The sequence below is a fragment of the Dokdonia sp. genome (assembly GCF_039945015.1).
Taxonomy (GTDB): domain Bacteria; phylum Bacteroidota; class Bacteroidia; order Flavobacteriales; family Flavobacteriaceae; genus Dokdonia.
In genome coordinates this window covers 558,555-576,724 of the sequence record NZ_JBDUXP010000018.1, presented here as the reverse complement: position 1 = coordinate 576,724, position 18,170 = coordinate 558,555, and the positions used below count along the sequence as shown (strand labels likewise).

Sequence of the window (18,170 nt, the reverse complement as noted above, 5' to 3'; positions counted from 1 at the left end):
AAGCGAAAGCGGAGCAATTGACGGAAGGGGATTTAAAATAAAATAATTTAAAACCATAAGTGAATACTAATAAACAACATATCATTACTACTATCAAAAATCACAAGGTGAAGATCTCTATAGGTGTGATCTTTGGTGTGTACTGGTTGTTTTGTTTACCATCTATTTTATTTGAAGACCCTACATCTACTGTTGTAGAAAGTCGAGAAGGAGATTTGCTAGGTGCTCGTATTGCCGATGATGGACAATGGCGTTTTCCTGCTTTAGATAGCATTCCTGAACGGTTTGAAAAATGTATTACACTGTTTGAAGATGAGTATTTTTATAAACACCCTGGATTTAATCCAGTAGCTATGGGAAAGGCGTTATATGGAAATTTAACTACAGATAAACGACGTGGAGGTAGTACCATTACACAACAAGTAATTAGACTTTCAAGGAAAAATAGTGAACGTACTTATGCCGAAAAACTGGTTGAACTTGTAAAAGCAACGCGGTTAGAAGCAACGTATTCTAAGGAAGAAATTCTTAATATGTATGCGACGTATGCTCCTTTTGGTGGAAATGTAGTTGGGTTAGAAACGGCATCTTGGCGTTATTTTGGAATTCCAGCAAGTCAATTAAGTTGGGGGCAAAGTGCCGCTTTAGCCGTATTACCTAATAACCCTTCTATTGTTAGACCGGGGAAGAATGATAGTACGCTTTCGCGAAAGCGGAATCAACTCCTTAAGAAACTTTGGGAAAAAGGAACGATAGATAAAACAACCTATGAACTTTCAGTACTGGAAGCATTACCAGGGAAGCCATATCCTTTACCGCAAATAACACCACATCTCACAGAACGTATCCGAAAAGAAACCCCAGGAAAACGAATTAAAACGACAGTACAGAGCGCATTGCAAAAACAACTTAATAGAATATCTAAAGAACATTATTTGCAATTGCGACAAAATGAGATTTATAATCTTTCTATCGTGGTAATGGATGTACAAACAAAAGAAGTAATAGGGTATGTAGGGAATGCACCGACTACAGGGAAACACCAAAAAGATGTAGATATAGTAGCTCGTCCTAGAAGTACGGGAAGTGTATTAAAACCTTTGTTATATGCAGGGATGCTGGACGAAGGTCAGATTTTACCAGAAAGCCTTGTCGTAGATGTACCTACAAATATTAATGGATATCAACCTCAAAATTTTGACAAGGAATTTAACGGAGCTGTTCCAGCGAGTAAAGCATTAGCCAGATCACTTAATATTCCTGCAGTACGCATGTTACGTAGTTATGGATTAGATAAATTTTATGGAAATTTACAAGAGATGGATATAGCGTATATTGATAAACCGTCTACATATTATGGACTCTCTTTAATTTTAGGAGGGGCAGAGAGTAGTTTATGGGAAATCACAAAAACCTATGCAGGTTTTGCACATACATTGCATACATACACATCTACATCGAGTGAATATACAGCTGATGCTTTTCAAGGATACTCATACATTAAAAAGAATGCGACTACTAAATTAAGTTTACAGTCTGAGCCTCCTATTTTTGATGCGGGAGCCATTTATAACACATTGGAAACATTAAGGAGTGTAAATAGACCTACTGGTGAAGAAAATTGGCAATTTTATGAAGATGCCCAACCTATTGCTTGGAAGACAGGAACAAGTTATGGATTTAAAGATGCGTGGGCGGTAGGAGTAACACCTCAATATGCAATTGGAGTGTGGGTAGGAAATGCAGATGGAGAAGGTCGGCCTGGTGTGACTGGAATACAAGCTGCTGCACCTTTATTTTTTGATGTTTTACACACGTTACCTACAGATGGACGTTGGTTTGCACAACCATATGATGCACTTGCAGAAATCATGGTATGTTCAAAAAGTGGATCAAAGGCTGGAATATATTGCCCAGACACTAAGAAAGTTTTAGTCCCAGAAGCAGGGACTCATAGCGTATCATGTGATTTTCATAAACAGATTTATGTAACAAATTCTGGTAATTATCGTGTAAACTCAGATTGTTATGAATTGGACCAAATGAAAGCAGAAGTACGATTTGTATTATCGCCTACAGTTGCTTTTTATTATGCAGGCAAACATCCAGATTATAATGTATTGCCTCCTTTGCATCCAGATTGTGATGTGTTAGGGGAGCAACCGATGTCGTTTATTTATCCTAAAAAAGATCAACATGTAGTGTTGCCAAAAGATTTTGATGAACAACACAATGATGTGATCTTTAAACTAGCGCATCGTAACCCTGATACCAAAGTCTTTTGGTATCTTAATGAGCGATTTGTGGGAGAGACAGAAACCTTTCATGAACTTGCTATTGCGCCTGAAGAAGGAATCTATATAATTACTGCTGTAGATGCCGATGGAAAAGAGTTAAAACAAGAAATTACGATTTCAAAATCATAAATTTGTAAAAATGTCGTTTTTTTTACGACAAATTACGTACATTTGTATAAAATTGATTTATCATGAGTGATGATATGGTATATAATACGTCTGGAGACCTTGTTCGAAACCTTGTGTCCGGTAGTGATATTGATGTGTCTGAGGTTTCAGAACCTCCGATGTCAATGTATGATTATGAAATGGACGATCGTTCTACTTTACGGCTAGTACATGTTTCTAGAGAAGGATTGTCATATCCAAAATTTCTGTTAGCTGTAGAGGCTTTTGGTTTTTCAAAACAAGAGTTGGCACAGCTGTTACATATTTCTGATCGTACACTTGAACGCATACATAAAGACAAAAAGCGATTATCTACGCCACAGACGGAACGTATTCTAGAAGTATCTATACTTTTTGAGAAAGGCTGGGACTTTTTTGGGGATAAAGAAGGTTTTAGGAAATGGCTGAGTATTCCTAATTATGCTTTTGAAAATCAAACCCCGTTATCCATGTTAGATACAAAATATGGGATACAATCTGTTGAGATGTTACTTGATAGAATGGCTCACGGCATTGTAGTATAAATACACAATAAACACCAAAAACAATTTAATTAAAGCTATGCGAGTTTATAGAATCGCCCAAGAAAAATATGCCCGAGATTTATCTGGAGAAGGAGCACGTCGTTTTGGCGGACGCTGGAACCGGAAGGGAGTTTCTATGCTATATACTGCAGAAAATAGTTCGCTAGCGATGCTTGAAAAATTAGTACATATCCCTCCATATGTATTTCCTAAGGGGTTGAAAATTTTAGTATTAGAGTTTGATGATACTACTGTTATAGAAGAAATACATATAAATGCGTTACCATCTGATTGGATGTATAGGTCAGAGCATTCTAAAGTTTTGGATATTGGTGATCAATTTATAGCTGAAGGAAAATATATGGCACTTAAAGTGCCTTCTGCGATTAATACGATAGATAATAATGTGTTGATCAATCCAAGACATCCTGATTTTTTGAATGTGCAAATCATAGATGAACTCTCTATAGAGTTTGATAAGCGATTACTTAGGGAAGTGTAAAAGTTCTTATCGTAAAGGATATCCCTTGCCAGCCCACCATGGTTTTATTTCTACCATAAGTCTTCCTGATTTCATCATAGGATCTAAGTTGGCTAAGCTATCTGCCATTTTTAAGGTAGGAACATTATAAACAGTAATTCCTCTAAGGTCTCCATCATCACCAAAAGGACCAGAGATATCTGCATATCCTTCTTCGTACATACGTCCGAGGTGCGCCATATGTGCTTCTTGAAGTTTTGCAGCTTCTTCTTTAGATTGATCACGATTTGGCCCACTTTTTAAAAATGCCATGAAGTATTGTTGCATGATAACAGTATCTCCCGTTTTTTCATCTACATAATCAAAAATCTGGTAACCGTCAGTCTTTAATTGAGCAATTTGAGAAGCTACAGAAATCTTTTTCTCTACCAAAGATTTTTCAATAGGTGCTTTTTCTTGATGTGTTGTTTCTGCGCAAGAAGCACATATAAATATGAGTGCGATGTATGTGATGATTGTTTTCATAAGAGATTATTTTACTCCCAAAGCGTATAAGGATGTGTACTAATATAAGAATTGTAATACTTTTTATTTCCAGTGACTTCTTTTCCTACCCATGCAGGTTTCTGGAAAGATTCTTCTTCATTTTTGAGTTCAATTTCAGCTAAGAAGAGTCCTTTATTCTCGCCATAAAATTCATCAATTTCCCAAGTATGGTTTCCGATGTTTACTTCATATCGGGTTTTATCTATAACGCCTGGAAGGCATAGTTTGAGGAGTGTTTCTGCTTTCGCGAAAGCGATCTCTTCCTCTACTTCGACACGAGTCGTACCACCTTCATTTGACTTTCCTTTGATCGTTAAATATGCTTTATCTCCTTTGATACGAACCCTAACAGTGCGCTCTATATCGGTCGTAAGATACCCTTGTGTAATGCGAAAACTACGAGAAGCTTCTTTCTTAAAAGCATCCGAGGTAAGTAAGAATTTGCGTTCTATTTCTGTAGTTTCAGCTTTTATTTCTGCTTTCGTAGAAATTTCATTCCCTATTCTCCACGGTGGATTCTTTCTGTTGTCACCTCCAAAAAATAAGATAAGTTGATTGCCATCTGGATCTTTGAGTCGTGCTTCTCTCCATAACCAAGATTGATCTGTGGGAAGAAGATCAAATGTGATTCCGTTTTCGCGCAAGCGGGATACATCTTCATCCAGTGTTTTGGTTTCAAAATAAACTACTACGCCATCTCCTGAAGGAAGCTCTTCTACTTGATGTATGGAGAAGGTACTCTCTCCATCTGGACATTCAAAACGCGCATATCTTTCATGAGTATGTACAATAAGATGTAGCCCTAATTTTTGGTAGAAAGTTATAGACTTTGTGACGTCTAATGAGGGAATGGTTACTTGATTAAGATTCATACTGATTACTTAATAGTTTGATTTGATGATTTGTTATATTGTGATTTTTGGTAGGATTTATACTCAGATACACCATCGCTTTGGCGATTTGTAACGCATGTGTAGAACTGTATTTTTTAAGAGGGCCAATCATAAAAAAATCCATCACGCGCATCCAGAGTTTTAATCTGTTCTCACCTTTACGATCTTCATCAGGGCGTCCGTTAATAAAAGCGGGTTTCATAATATAGGTGTTAAGAATTCCTGTTTTTAAAACATCGCGTTCCATTTCTCCTTTCGTGCGAACATAGAAAAAGAGACTTTTATCTGAGGTGCCTACAGAAGAAATAACCATATATGTATCAATCTTGTTTTCTTTTGCAAGTTGAGCCGCTGTGATAGGAATTCCATAATCTATCTTATGATATACTAATCTGTCTGGAGTTTTTGCTTTTGTCGTGCCTATGCAACAAAAAACGACATCACCTGTAAATTGATCTTTTACTTCTTCTAATTTTAATAAATCACATATAATCTCTTCAATTTTTGGGCTTGAAAACTCAGTAGGCCTTCTAGTAAAGAGTTTGATTTTTGAATATGTAGCATCCTTTATGAGGAGCTCTGTTAAGAGACTTCCAGTGAGTCCTGTGGCACCTAATATGATGGCGATTTTTGGCATATTTCAAATGTACGATATCCATAGAAAACTTCTGTGTAAAAGGTAGAATCCTTACCTTGCAAGTAATGGAAACACTACTCCCTATACGTAAGATTATCCATGTGGATATGGATGCTTTTTATGCGTCTGTAGCACAGCTAGATAATCCTGAATTACGAGGGAAAGCAATTGCTGTGGGTGGTGGTGGCGATCGTGGAGTGGTAAGTGCGGCGAGTTATGAAGCTCGTAAATTTGGCGTACGAAGTGCCATGAGTGGAGTCCTTGCTCGTAAACTATGTCCAGAACTTATTTTTGTAAGATCTGACTTTGCACGATATGGAGAAGTTTCTAAACAAATACGAGCTATTTTTTATGAGTATACAGATCTTGTAGAGCCTTTATCACTAGATGAGGCGTATCTTGACGTGACCGAAAATAAAGTGGGGATGCCTAGTGCTACGGTTATTGCGACTTGGATACGTCAAAAAATAAAAGAAAAAACGGGACTGAATGCCTCGGCGGGAATAAGCATTAATAAGTTTATTGCTAAGGTAGCTAGTGATATCAATAAGCCAAATGGTCAAAAAACGATTCCGCCAGAAGAAGTCATTACTTTTTTAGAACAACTTGATGTTCGTAAGTTTTATGGGGTTGGAAAAGTAACTGCAGAAAAAATGTATCAAAAAGGCATTTTTACGGGACTTGATATGAAAAAGAAATCTAGAGAATATCTAGAACAATATTTTGGTAAAAGTGGCGCCTATTATTATGATATTGTAAGAGGGATTCAGTATAGTGAAGTAAAGCCTAATCGTATTCGTAAATCCCTAGCAGCTGAGCGTACGTTTTCTGAAAACATCACTTCAGAGGTGTTTATGATGGAACGTTTGGACCATATTGCAGAAGAGGTTGAGAAAAGATTGTCAAAAAGTAAAGTAGCTGGAAAGACCATAACACTTAAGATTAAATACTCTGACTTTACACTTCAGACACGTAGTAGAACCTTAGATTATTATGTGCGGACAAAGGATGTTATTTTAGAAACTGCAAAAGAATTATTGTATCAAGAGAAAATGAAAAATAGTGTTCGGTTATTAGGAATCTCACTTTCAAATTTGAATACAGAAGACAAGAAGAAAACAAAAAAAGAACCTGAAGAAAAGGAAATAGATGTGCAGTTGCGATTTGAATTTTAGAAAAGCACATCGAGTATAAGTTGTAAATAGTACTATTATAGGGTGAATCTTTTTTTGCTTTCGCGAAAGCAGAAAAAACCCGTATCTTTACCACGATGTCAAAGAAAAGCTGGACATATCTTCTTTTATTACTCAAATTTCTCATTAAGAGGAACCCAGAGTAGTCCGTGATTGCCCGATTTTAAGTAACTTTAAAGCAATCTAATTTTTACATCGTCATGCCTTTTTATCATACCTTGGGAGAAATACCTCCTAAACGTCATACTCAATTCCGTAAACCTAACGGAGAATTGTATTCAGAGCAACTATTTGGAACCATCGGTTTTGATGGGATGAGTACAAATAGTTATCATGTACATCGCCCTACACAGGTTAAAGAAATACGTAAACAATACTCTGTTGCGCCTAAAGTAGCGCTAGAAAATAGTATAAAATCATATCGTTTTAGAGGGTTTGAAATTGCTCCAGAAAACGATTATTTGCAAAGCCGTAAACCGGTATTGACAAATAGTGATTGTACGATTATTCTAGCTGCTCCCAAAGAGAAAACACAAGATTATTTTTATAAGAATACAGATGCAGACGAGCTTATATTTGTACATAAAGGCTCTGGAAAACTTCGAACTCATTTAGGAAATCTTGATTTTGGATATGGAGATTATTTATTGATTCCTAGAGGAGTCATTTATAAAATAGACTTTGATACCGATGATAATAGACTCTTTATTGTAGAGTCTCGTCGTCCTATCTATACACCAAAGAGATATCGCAATTGGTTTGGGCAGTTGTTAGAGCATTCTCCATTTTGTGAGCGTGATTTACGCCAGCCTTACGAACTAGAAACTAACGATGAGAAGGGTGATTTTCTTATTAAGGTAAAAAAGCAGGATGATATTTTTGAGATGGTTTATGCATCACATCCTTTTGATGTGGTAGGGTATGATGGATATAATTACCCGTATGCATTTAGTATTCATGATTTTGAACCTATTACGGGACGTATACATCAACCACCTCCAGTGCATCAAACTTTTGAAACAGATGCTTTTGTGGTGTGTAGTTTTGTACCACGTAAATATGATTATCATCCGTTGAGTATTCCTGCGCCATACAATCATAGTAATATTGATAGTGATGAGGTGCTTTATTATGTAGATGGGGATTTTATGAGTCGTTCAGATGTAGAGGCGGGACATATATCATTACATCCAGCTGGAATTCCTCACGGTCCTCATCCAGGTACTGCAGAAAAAAGTATTGGAAAAGAAGGGACAGAAGAACTTGCCGTGATGGTAGATACCTTCAAGCCTTTAAAAGTGTGTGAAGCTGCTATGGGAATAGCCGATGAGAGTTATCACAAATCATGGTTAGATCATTAAAATAATATAAGTACGCTTTCGCGAAAGCGTAAAAACAAAATACATGTCAGAAAATAAATTACCAGCAGATCCATTATCCTTAATACTCGGAATAATAGCACTTGTTTTAGGAATCGCAGGTTGTTGCTGTTATGGAGTTACAGCTGTAATTACCTTAATTTTAGGAATTATAGGTTTAGTCATTGCAAATAAGAGTTTGAAAGTATACGCTGAAAACTCTGAGGAATACTCTGAAGTAAGTAGGAGTAATGTCTCTATGGCAAGAGTAATTAATATTATTGCTGTTGTCCTAAATGGACTTATCGTACTTGCGTATGGTGTGTTGTTTATAGTGTATGGAACTTTCCTTTCTTCAGAAATTATGGATGCTTATAAGAATGGAGAATTTAATACAGAAGATCCTTATGAATGGGAAACGGATAGTATTTATGATTATGAAGAAGGCTATGAATATGACAAAATAGAAGTAGATACAATAGAGACAGACTCAACAATAATATACGAGATAAAAGAAATAGAAACTATAGAAAACTAAGTACCATGAGCAAGGATATACAACCCGTAAATTACGGACTTGAAAAAATATTTGAAGGAGCACAAGATTTCTTACCCCTCTTAGGGACAGATTATGTTGAATTTTATGTGGGTAATGCTAAGCAAGCAGCCCATTTTTATAAAACCGCTTTTGGTTTTCAATCCTACGCCTACAAAGGATTAGAAACAGGATCAAGAGATGAGGTGAGTTATGTGCTAAAACAAGACAAGATTAGAATTGTTTTGACAACACCTTTAAACAGTAAATCACCCATTAATGACCATATCGTAAAGCATGGAGATGGTGTAAAGGTAGTCGCTCTTTGGGTAGACGATGCTCGTAAAGCTTTTGAAGAAACTACAAAACGAGGGGCAAAAGTATATATGGAGCCGGTTGTAGAAAATGATGAGAATGGTGAGACGGTACGTGCAGGAATTTATACCTATGGTGAGACTGTACATATGTTTGTAGAGCGTAAAAACTATACAGGAGCTTTTCTTCCAGGTTTTAGAGAATGGAAGTCAGATTATAATCCTACTCCAACTGGGCTGAAATACATAGACCATATGGTAGGTAATGTAGGTTGGGGACAAATGAATACTTGGGTAAAGTGGTATGAAGATGTGATGGGATTTGTCAACTTCCTTTCTTTTGATGATAAACAAATTCACACAGAATACTCTGCTTTAATGAGTAAAGTAATGAGTAATGGTAATGGACGTATCAAGTTTCCGATTAATGAACCAGCAAAGGCAGCAAAAAAATCACAGATAGAAGAGTATCTTGATTTTTATGAAGGTTCTGGAGTACAACATTTAGCTATGGCGACCGATGATATTATTAAAACGGTAGCACAGTTAAAAGCAAGAGGAATTGAATTTTTACCGCCACCTCCACAAACGTATTATGATGATATTCCTCAGAGATTAGGAGAACACATGAAAGTGATGAAGGAAGATATTGAGAGATTACAAGAACTCTCTATTCTTGTAGATGCCGATGAAGATGGATATTTACTTCAGATTTTTACAAAACCGTTAGAGGACCGACCTACGTTGTTTTTTGAGATCATACAACGTATGGGGGCAAAAGGATTTGGAGCAGGAAATTTTAAAGCACTTTTTGAATCTATAGAAAGAGAACAAGAAAGTCGCGGAACTTTATAAAGGACTTAACACAATATTTGCATAAAAACTTCGTCCTTTATAGGGCGAAGTTTTTTATTACTAGCCTGTATAATTCAGTATAAGGAGTTATTTTTGGAATAACTATTGTAATTACTTCATTGAATAACCAAATTTTACCCAGTATGATGGCAGTAGTATACCATATGAAACGATTAATTATAGCAGGGATGTTACTTTTAGTAACACCTTACCTACAAGCTCAAGAAGTACAACCAGCCTACCAAGAAGGAGAATGGTTTAAATTCCGGGTACATTATGGAATCATTACAGCTGGATATGCAACACTTGCAGTAGAAAATGCTACTTATAAAAACAAACCTGTTTATCATATAAAAGGATATGGAGAAACAAGTGGTGTCTCTAGATGGTTTTTTAAGGTAGAAGATTATTATGAGAGTTATGTAGATAAAGAAACCAACTTACCGTATCAATTTATACGTAAGATTGATGAAGGCGGACATAAAAAAGATAAAATAATAGATTTTGACCAAGTAAATCATAAAGCTCATATCTTTAACAGAAAACACAATACACGTAAAACAGTAGATACAGAAGTAAGTGTGCAAGATATGGTCTCTGCATTTTATTATTTACGTAACAAAATAGACGCAACAGAATTAAAAGAAGGAGATGAGACAACACTTACTATGTTTTTTGATAGTGAGAATTATCCTTTTAAGCTTCGTTTTTTAGGCCGAGAAGTAATGAATACTGAGTTTGGAAAGATAAGATGTCTTAAATTTAGACCTTTGGTACAATCAGGCCGTGTTTTTAAAGAACAAGAAAGCCTTACTGTATGGGTAAGTGATGATGATAATAAAGTGCCTATTCGCATCAAAGCAAGCTTAGCAGTAGGATCTATTAAAGCAGATCTAGAAGAATTTAAAGGATTAAAACATTCTTTTAAAATTGTTGTGGATAACTAACTAAACCACCCTATGAAGAAAAAAATCGAACCAGATATAGAGCGTATTATAGACGCTCTTGATGATAAGTATGAAAAAATAGATCAAGATCTTGACGATCATCTGGAAGGATTATTACAAAGTAAACCCATCACTTATTGGGATTATATTCATACTGATGCATTATTAAACCTTCAATTACCTCGTACCAACGTGCCTGATGAGAACGTATTTATTATGTATCATCAAGTAAATGAACTTCTTTTTAAAATGGTACTCTGGGAGATAGATCAAGTATCTCATCACAAAGATCTTACAGTGTCTTTTTTTACTTCTCGTCTCCAACGTATAAGTCGTTACTTTGATATGTTAACATCTTCATTTGCTATTATGCAAGATGGGATGGATCTAGATCAATATATGAAGTTTCGTAAGACCTTAACACCAGCTAGTGGATTTCAAAGTGCGCAGTATCGTAAAATAGAGTTTGCAAGTACAGATTTGATTAATTTGATTGATGCTCGCTTTCGCGAAAACATAGACAGAAACACTCCATATGAGCATGCGCTAGAACATTTGTACTGGCAAGCTGCTGGAAAAGACTACAATACGGGTAAGAAAAGTTATTTACTATTTGCTTTTGAAGAAAAATATAAAAATGAATTTGTTGCGTTCACAAAAGAATATAATACTATAAATTTGTACGCTACGTTCAAGTCACTTCCAGAAGAAGCTCAAAACGATCCAAAATTACGTGAAGCAATGCGACATTATGACTATACTGTAAATGTAACTTGGGTCATGTCACATTATCACGCAGCAAACCATTACCTTAATAATGGGGAGAAAGTCGTAGAAGCAACAGGAGGAAGTGAGTGGACCAAGTATATGCACCCTAAATATCAACGCAGGATTTTCTTTCCAGATCTCTGGACTGCCGAAGAATTAGCAAATTGGGGGCATGATGTATAAAGGATATAAGAAATCTGTGAAATTAAAAATTGTTTTTAGCGTACTACTTATTGCGGTTATAGCCGTTGCTTGTGGTGATAAAAAAGAAAAGACCAACCCTGTTCAAGAAATAGCAATACCAGAATCTAAACCGGTAAAAGCATATGGGTATTTACTTGATGACTATGTTGTTGAGAGAGATACAGTACAATCTGGAGATAGTTTTGGGAAAATACTTTTTGATTCCCATGTAGATTATGGTACTATTCAAGAAATTTCAGATTCTATAAAAGATATTTTTGATACACGTAAAATCCACCCTGGAAAACCGTATGTATTATTAAAATCAAAAGATACTACAGCGGCAGCACAAGTCTTTATTTATGAAAAAAATAAAGAAGATTATATTGTTATAGATTTTCAAGATGAACTTATTGCCGAAGAAAAATCTCATCCAGTTACTATTATAGAAAGAGAAATCTCAGGAGTCATTAATAGTAATTTATCATCTACGTTTGACGAACTAGATACCAATGTGCTTGTGGCTTATAAAATGGCAGATATTTATGCATGGACGATTGATTTTTTTAAACTTCAAAAAGGAGATCGATTTAAAGTTGTTTATGAAGAACGCTATGTAAATGATACAGTTGCTGCAGGGATAGGGAGGATAAAAGCAAGTTTATTTGAACATAAAGGAAGACCTGTATATGCATATCATTTTGAACATGATTCTTTACCAGGGGGTTCTGATTATTTTGACGAAAAAGGAGATAATTTACGACGTGCGTTTTTAAAAGGACCTCTTAAGTTTAATAGGATATCCTCTAGATATAATCTAAAACGACGTATAAAATATTATGGATATAAAATCCGCCCACATAGAGGGACAGATTTTGCAGGAGCTATAGGAACTCCAATACTTGCCACTGCTGATGGTACGGTGACAAAATCAGAGCGTAGAGGTGGAAATGGGAACTATGTAAAAATACGCCATAACGGAACCTATGAAACACAGTATTTGCACATGCAAAAACGTATAGCGAGAGTAGGCGACTTTGTGAGACAAGGGGATGTGATAGGTACCATAGGAATGACTGGAAATACAGGAGGCCCTCATGTGTGTTATCGTTTTTGGAAAAACGGACGAGAAGTAGATCCATTTAAAGAAGACCTTCCTGCTTCAGAACCGCTTGAAGATTATCTTAGGCCTATATATGATAATATAATGCAGCCATTAGAAAGGCAATTAGACGCTATCCCTTTTGCGTCAGAATCAAAAGAGATAGAGGAAATCTCTGAAATAGTCGAAAATCAAGATTTGTAATTCATTTACTTAAAGTAGTACAGAATGAAAAATATCAACCCAACGCAGACCCAAGCTTGGAAGAAGTTACAATTGCATTTTGAAGCCATAAAAGATACACATCTCAAAACACTTTTTGAAGATGAGAACCGTGCAACTACCTTTACCATACAATGGCAAGATTTTCTTGTAGACTATAGTAAAAATAGAATTACAGAAGAAACGATTTCTCTTTTAGTTGAGCTAGCAGAAGAAGTTGGATTATCAGAAGCAATTGCAAGTTATTATGGAGGAGAAGCGATAAATGCTACAGAAGATCGCGCTGTCATGCATACTGCACTTAGAGATAGCGCATCTACTGCTTTTGAAAATGAAGAAGTAGCAGCGGTAAAATCGTCTATACAGAATTTTACAAATCGTATCATTGATGGTACGCATAAAGGAACTACAGGAAAAACTATTACCGATGTTGTAAATATCGGTATAGGAGGATCTGACCTCGGTCCTGTTATGGTTGTTGAGGCCTTACAATATTATAAAAACCACCTTGCGACTCATTTTATCTCAAATGTAGATGGAGATCATGTAATGGAGACGATTAAGGATCTTGATCCTGAAACCACATTGTTTGTGATTGTATCCAAAACATTTACAACACAAGAAACTTTAAGCAATGCAACGACAGTAAGATCTTGGTTTGTAGAGCGATTAGGAGAAGAAGCTGTGGTAAATCACTTTGTAGCCGTTTCTACAAATTTAGAAGCTGTTCAGAATTTTGGAATCGCTTCAAATAATATTTTTCCAATGTGGAACTGGGTAGGAGGTCGTTTTTCTCTATGGAGTTCTGTTGGATTATCTATTGCGCTTGCTGTGGGGTATGATCATTTTGAAGATTTACTTAAAGGAGCGCATCAGATGGATGTCCATTTTAAAGAAACCTCTTTTGATAAAAATATACCAGTAATAACAGCTTTGCTAAGTATATGGTATAATAACTTTTTTGGAGCCGAAAGCGAAGCTGTCATACCTTATACACAATATTTACATAGATTACCTGCTTATCTACAACAAGCTATTATGGAAAGCAATGGTAAAAGTGTAGACCGTAATGGAGATTCTATTTCATATGAAACTGGAAATATCATTTGGGGAGAACCAGGAACAAATTCTCAACATGCGTTTTTTCAATTAATTCATCAAGGAACAAAGCTTATTCCTGCCGATTTTATAGGTTTTAAGAAAAGCCTTCATGGGAATAAAAATCACCATGATAAATTAATGGCCAATTTCTTTGCTCAAACAGAGGCCTTAATGAATGGAAAAACAAAACAACAAGTACGATCAGAATTTGAGGGGAGTACGCTTTCGCGAAAGCGTATAGAACAATTGACTCCTTTTAAAGTTTTTGCAGGAAATAAACCTACAACAACATTTCTTATTGATGCACTTTCTCCGACAACTTTAGGTGCATTAATCGCTATGTATGAGCATAAAATCTTTGTGCAAGGAGTGGTTTGGAATATCTATAGTTATGATCAATGGGGTGTAGAATTAGGGAAACAGCTTGCTAAACAGGTGCTTAGTGATTTTTCTGATCTAGATTCGGCAGTTCATGATAGCTCAACAAAACAATTGATGAATTCTTATAAAAAAAGATAAATAATTACTTTATTTATAGCGAACACACTGTTTTTTAGAGAATAACTCAAAGATGTTGATAATAGCCTTATTATGTTTACAAAAAGGGCTAGAATGTTAATTAATTAACGTTGGGATAATCTTAACAGATACATGAATTGGTTAATTTTGCTTTGCTTAATTCAATCAATTCATTATGAAGAAAATTACTTTTTTATCTGTAATTGCTCTTTTCTTTATGACAGCGATGTCATTTGCACAAGGGGTAACTACAAGTTCGATCAATGGTCGAGTATTAGACAACACTGACGGTCCTTTACCAGGAGCAAACATTGTTGCGATACACGTTCCGACAGGTTCAGTTTATGGAGCTGTTACAGATTTTGACGGTTTTTACCGAATAACTAACATGAAATCTGGAGGTCCTTACAACTTAACTATATCATATGTAGGTTTTGAAGACTTTACAAATTCAGGTTTTTCTCTTTCGCTTGGAGAGTCTAGGCGTATTAGTACTAAAATGGCTGAGTCTGCAAATGCGCTTGACGAGATCGTGATTACTACTCAAAACAATAGTATTTTTAACAGTAACAAGACTGGTTCTGAAACATCTATTTCTGAGCGTGATATTAATACGTTACCTACAGTATCAAGATCTGTTGCAGATTTTGCACGTGTAACACCATCTGCTCAACTTACAGAAGGAAATGATGGTTTTTCTATTTCACTTGGAGGTCAGAATAACCGTTACAACGCTATCTATATAGATGGTGCTGTAAACAATGATGTTTTTGGTCTTGCAGGATCAGGAACAAACGGAGGACAAACAGGAGTTAATCCTTTTTCTGTAGATGCTATTGAATCTTTTCAAATTAACCTTGCTCCTTTTGATGTACGTCAATCAGGATTTTCTGGAGGATCTGTAAATGCAGTAACTCGTGCTGGTTCTAACAACTGGGAAGGATCTGTATATGGTTTTTATAGAGATCAAAGCTTAGCTGGAGAAACGCCAGTAGATCTTGTAAATGAAGGTGATTCTCGTGAGGAATTAGATGATTTTTCTGCATTGACATACGGTGTGCGTGTAGGAGGTCCTATTATTAAGGATAAATTATTCTTCTTTGCAAACTATGAGCGTCAAGAAGATGAAACACCACAACCTTTTACTTTTAGTAACTATGCTGGGAATTCTTCACTAGAAGACATCAATACATTGTCTAACTTCTTGCAATCAGAATACGGATACAATCCAGGAATTTTTGATGCAAACACAAGAACATTAGATAGTGATAAATTTAACTTACGTTTTGATTTAAACGCAGGAAAAAATCACAAACTATACTTACGTTTAGGAGTTGTACAGGCAGAGAATCTTGAAGCTCGTAATTCTGGAAACAGAAATATTGGTTTTATTAATGGATCTGAGTTTTTTGAAACAAACACATATTCTGGAGCTTTTGAGTGGAATGCTACTTTTGGACCAAGATATGCAAACAACCTTAAAATAGGATATACTAGAGTAAGTGATGATCGTGATCCTTCTGGAAACCCATTCCCAACTGTAGATATTCAAGATGGTGGTGGTACTATTTCTTTTGGAGCAGAGCCTTTCTCAACGGCAAACTTACTTGAGCAAGATATTTTTACAATAAACAACAACTTTGAGATTTTTTCAGGACGTCATACAGTAACGTTAGGAACAAACTTAGAGTGGGCAGCTGCAAAAAACTTATTCTTTGCTTTTAATTTTGGAGATTACACATTTGAAGATCAATTTAATGATGCTGGAGACTTAGTTTCTTCTGGTCTTAATCAGTTCTTAACACAACAAGATGCAGATGTATTCCAACATGGATATTCTTTAGTAGGTGATGGTGCTGTAGGTGATGAGTCTGCAGGATCTGCAGATTTTAATACTTTCCAGGCTGGTTTCTATGTACAAGATGAAGTTCAAGTTGCAGATAACTTTAAGTTAACAGCTGGTATCCGTGTAGATATTCCTTACTGGGAAGATGGACCCGTAAATGATGATTTCAACAACCGTACGATAGGATTATTAGAAAGAGAAGGGAAAGATCTTCAAGATGCTCGTGTAGGACAGGGTATTAATGCTTCTGCTCATATTGCACCACGTGTAGGATTTAACTGGGATGTATTTGATAATAACACAACGCAAGTACGTGGGGGTGTTGGAGTATTTACTTCAAGATTACCTTTAGTATGGCCTGGAGGAACGTATAATAATAATGGTGTAACTGGAGGATTTAGTTTCCTTTTTGGAGAGCCATTCCAAGCAGATGTTAACCAACAAACACAAGTTGTTCCTGCTGGTTCAGGTGGTACAGGTGGTAACATTGATCTTTTTGCAAAGAATTTTAAATTACCTCAAGTATCTAAATTCAATGTTGCTGTAGATCAAAAATTACCAATATGGGGATTAATCGCAACTGCAGATTTTACATATACAGATGTTTTAAATGACATTAGATATGAAAACTTAAACTTAAGAGGCCCTTCAGGAGCTTATGTAGGAGCAGATAATAGACCTTTCTATGATCGTCGTGATGAGATTGATGATACATATGGAAGAATTATCTTAGCGTCTAACACAAACGAAGGATATTCTACAAATGCATCACTTACCATAAGAAAGCCATTTACAAATGGTTTCCAAGGACAAGTATCATACGCATATGGAGAGTCTAAGAAAATCTTTGATGGAACTTCTTCTCAAAACAGTTCTCAGTGGAGAAACATTCAGACTGTAAATGGAAAGAACTCTGATATTCCATTATCGCGTTCTGATTTCTCTTTAGGAAGTCGTGTTTCTGCAAACGCATCTTACGAGATTGAGTATGGAGGAGAATTTGGAGGAAAGACTACTATTGGTCTTTTCTACGAAGGAGCACAATCAAGACCTTATAGCTTTACATACAGAGAAGGTCGTGATCTTTTAAATGATGATTCTAGAGATAACGCATTAATCTATATTCCTGCAAATGCAAGTGAGATTAACTTTTCTGGGGATGCTGCAGAGCAAGCACAACAATGGGAACGTCTTAACTTCTTAATTAATAATGATGATTACTTAAGAGATCGTAGAGGTGAGTACGCAGAGCGTAATGGATCTAGAGGTCCTTGGAATCACGTAGTAGATTTAAAGTTCTTACAGGATATTTACTTTAAGTCAGGAGACAAGAAGCATACATTACAATTATCTATCGATATCTTCAACTTTACAAACTTACTTAATGAAGATTGGGGTGTTCGTAATTTTGTACGTAGTAATGTTCAACCATTACAAACGGTTTCTACATCAGATAATACACCAGTATTTAGTTTTGTAGATAGTATTCTTGAGTATGATGAAGCTGGTAATCCAACAGGTCTTAATACAGAAGAAGTTGATGATTTTGGTCTTCAGTCTTCAAGATGGCAAGCACAAATAGGAGTACGTTATATCTTTAACTAAGTCTTATTTAAATATATTTTTTGCAATAGCAAAAAAAATAAAACCGACACTGATTTCAGTGTCGGTTTTTTGGTTT

General features: G+C 35.8%; 15 protein-coding genes. 12 read left to right on the top strand and 3 right to left on the bottom strand.

All coding sequences use genetic code 11. The features are described from left to right. Positions 1 to 59 precede the first annotated feature (59 nt). The 3 genes from pbpC (at position 60) to ABJD27_RS14075 (ending at position 3,491) form a co-directional block, all read left to right on the top strand. On the top strand, positions 60 to 2,426 hold the full coding sequence (gene pbpC / locus ABJD27_RS14085) for a penicillin-binding protein 1C (protein ID WP_348168749.1): 2,367 nt from the start codon (positions 60 to 62) through the stop codon (positions 2,424 to 2,426). A gap of 62 nt (positions 2,427 to 2,488) precedes the next feature. Beyond that, entirely contained in the window at positions 2,489 to 2,989 is a 501-nt protein-coding gene (locus ABJD27_RS14080; protein WP_348168752.1) for an antitoxin Xre/MbcA/ParS toxin-binding domain-containing protein, read from the top strand. Positions 2,990 to 3,026: 37 nt separating this feature from the next. Beyond that, complete coding sequence (locus ABJD27_RS14075; RefSeq protein WP_348168755.1) at positions 3,027 to 3,491, top strand: RES family NAD+ phosphorylase; 465 nt, start codon at positions 3,027 to 3,029, stop codon at positions 3,489 to 3,491. A gap of 6 nt (positions 3,492 to 3,497) precedes the next feature. On the opposite strand, the gene ABJD27_RS14070 is transcribed toward ABJD27_RS14075, so the two are convergent. From ABJD27_RS14070 to ABJD27_RS14060, 3 genes are read right to left on the bottom strand one after another with little or no spacing between them, the layout of a single operon-like run. After that, positions 3,498 to 3,995 carry a YciI family protein gene (locus tag ABJD27_RS14070; protein ID WP_348168758.1) on the bottom strand — a complete coding sequence of 166 codons (498 nt, stop codon included), beginning with the start codon at positions 3,993 to 3,995 and terminating at the stop codon, positions 3,498 to 3,500. A gap of 11 nt (positions 3,996 to 4,006) precedes the next feature. Then, complete coding sequence (locus tag ABJD27_RS14065) at positions 4,007 to 4,888, bottom strand: CYTH domain-containing protein (RefSeq protein WP_348168761.1); 882 nt, start codon at positions 4,886 to 4,888, stop codon at positions 4,007 to 4,009. Next, positions 4,878 to 5,546, bottom strand: a complete 669-nt coding sequence (locus ABJD27_RS14060; protein ID WP_348168764.1) for an NAD(P)H-binding protein — start codon at positions 5,544 to 5,546, stop codon at positions 4,878 to 4,880. The genes ABJD27_RS14065 and ABJD27_RS14060 overlap by 11 nt, the downstream gene beginning before the upstream one ends. A 65-nt stretch (positions 5,547 to 5,611) precedes the next feature. Between ABJD27_RS14060 and dinB the strand changes: the two genes are divergently transcribed. The 9 genes from dinB (at position 5,612) to ABJD27_RS14015 (ending at position 18,094) form a co-directional block, all read left to right on the top strand. After that, positions 5,612 to 6,721: a DNA polymerase IV gene (gene dinB / locus ABJD27_RS14055; RefSeq protein WP_348168767.1), complete on the top strand. Its 1,110-nt coding sequence runs from the start codon at positions 5,612 to 5,614 to the stop codon at positions 6,719 to 6,721. Between the two features lie 218 nt (positions 6,722 to 6,939). Further along, a complete protein-coding gene (locus ABJD27_RS14050) occupies positions 6,940 to 8,100 on the top strand; it encodes a homogentisate 1,2-dioxygenase (RefSeq protein WP_348168770.1) in 1,161 nt (386 codons plus the stop codon). Positions 8,101 to 8,143: 43 nt separating this feature from the next. Continuing rightward, on the top strand, positions 8,144 to 8,635 hold the full coding sequence (locus ABJD27_RS14045) for a CCC motif membrane protein (RefSeq protein WP_348168773.1): 492 nt from the start codon (positions 8,144 to 8,146) through the stop codon (positions 8,633 to 8,635). A 5-nt stretch (positions 8,636 to 8,640) separates the two neighbouring features. Beyond that, positions 8,641 to 9,801, top strand: coding sequence for a 4-hydroxyphenylpyruvate dioxygenase (hppD, locus tag ABJD27_RS14040; RefSeq protein ID WP_348168776.1), 1,161 nt, complete (start codon positions 8,641 to 8,643; stop codon positions 9,799 to 9,801). A gap of 143 nt (positions 9,802 to 9,944) precedes the next feature. Further along, entirely contained in the window at positions 9,945 to 10,748 is an 804-nt protein-coding gene (locus ABJD27_RS14035; protein WP_348168779.1) for a DUF3108 domain-containing protein, read from the top strand. A 12-nt stretch (positions 10,749 to 10,760) separates the two neighbouring features. After that, positions 10,761 to 11,699, top strand: coding sequence for a tryptophan 2,3-dioxygenase family protein (locus ABJD27_RS14030; protein WP_348168782.1), 939 nt, complete (start codon positions 10,761 to 10,763; stop codon positions 11,697 to 11,699). A 16-nt stretch (positions 11,700 to 11,715) separates the two neighbouring features. Further along, entirely contained in the window at positions 11,716 to 13,005 is a 1,290-nt protein-coding gene (locus ABJD27_RS14025; RefSeq protein WP_348168785.1) for a peptidoglycan DD-metalloendopeptidase family protein, read from the top strand. Between the two features lie 24 nt (positions 13,006 to 13,029). Continuing rightward, on the top strand, positions 13,030 to 14,643 hold the full coding sequence (gene pgi, locus ABJD27_RS14020) for a glucose-6-phosphate isomerase (RefSeq protein WP_348168788.1): 1,614 nt from the start codon (positions 13,030 to 13,032) through the stop codon (positions 14,641 to 14,643). Positions 14,644 to 14,818: 175 nt separating this feature from the next. Next, a complete protein-coding gene (locus ABJD27_RS14015) occupies positions 14,819 to 18,094 on the top strand; it encodes a carboxypeptidase regulatory-like domain-containing protein (protein WP_348168791.1) in 3,276 nt (1,091 codons plus the stop codon). The last annotated feature ends 76 nt before the right edge of the window (positions 18,095 to 18,170 follow it).

Coding starts and splice junctions, on each gene's coding strand:
- hppD (WP_348168776.1), top strand. CDS start 8,641: ATGAGCAAGGATATACAACCCGTAAATTACGGACTTGAAAAAATATTT.
- ABJD27_RS14045 (WP_348168773.1), top strand. CDS start 8,144: ATGTCAGAAAATAAATTACCAGCAGATCCATTATCCTTAATACTCGGA.
- ABJD27_RS14065 (WP_348168761.1), bottom strand. CDS start 4,888: ATGAATCTTAATCAAGTAACCATTCCCTCATTAGACGTCACAAAGTCT.
- ABJD27_RS14070 (WP_348168758.1), bottom strand. CDS start 3,995: ATGAAAACAATCATCACATACATCGCACTCATATTTATATGTGCTTCT.
- ABJD27_RS14080 (WP_348168752.1), top strand. CDS start 2,489: ATGAGTGATGATATGGTATATAATACGTCTGGAGACCTTGTTCGAAAC.
- ABJD27_RS14075 (WP_348168755.1), top strand. CDS start 3,027: ATGCGAGTTTATAGAATCGCCCAAGAAAAATATGCCCGAGATTTATCT.
- pgi (WP_348168788.1), top strand. CDS start 13,030: ATGAAAAATATCAACCCAACGCAGACCCAAGCTTGGAAGAAGTTACAA.
- ABJD27_RS14015 (WP_348168791.1), top strand. CDS start 14,819: ATGAAGAAAATTACTTTTTTATCTGTAATTGCTCTTTTCTTTATGACA.
- ABJD27_RS14050 (WP_348168770.1), top strand. CDS start 6,940: ATGCCTTTTTATCATACCTTGGGAGAAATACCTCCTAAACGTCATACT.
- ABJD27_RS14060 (WP_348168764.1), bottom strand. CDS start 5,546: ATGCCAAAAATCGCCATCATATTAGGTGCCACAGGACTCACTGGAAGT.
- ABJD27_RS14030 (WP_348168782.1), top strand. CDS start 10,761: ATGAAGAAAAAAATCGAACCAGATATAGAGCGTATTATAGACGCTCTT.
- ABJD27_RS14035 (WP_348168779.1), top strand. CDS start 9,945: ATGATGGCAGTAGTATACCATATGAAACGATTAATTATAGCAGGGATG.
- dinB (WP_348168767.1), top strand. CDS start 5,612: ATGGAAACACTACTCCCTATACGTAAGATTATCCATGTGGATATGGAT.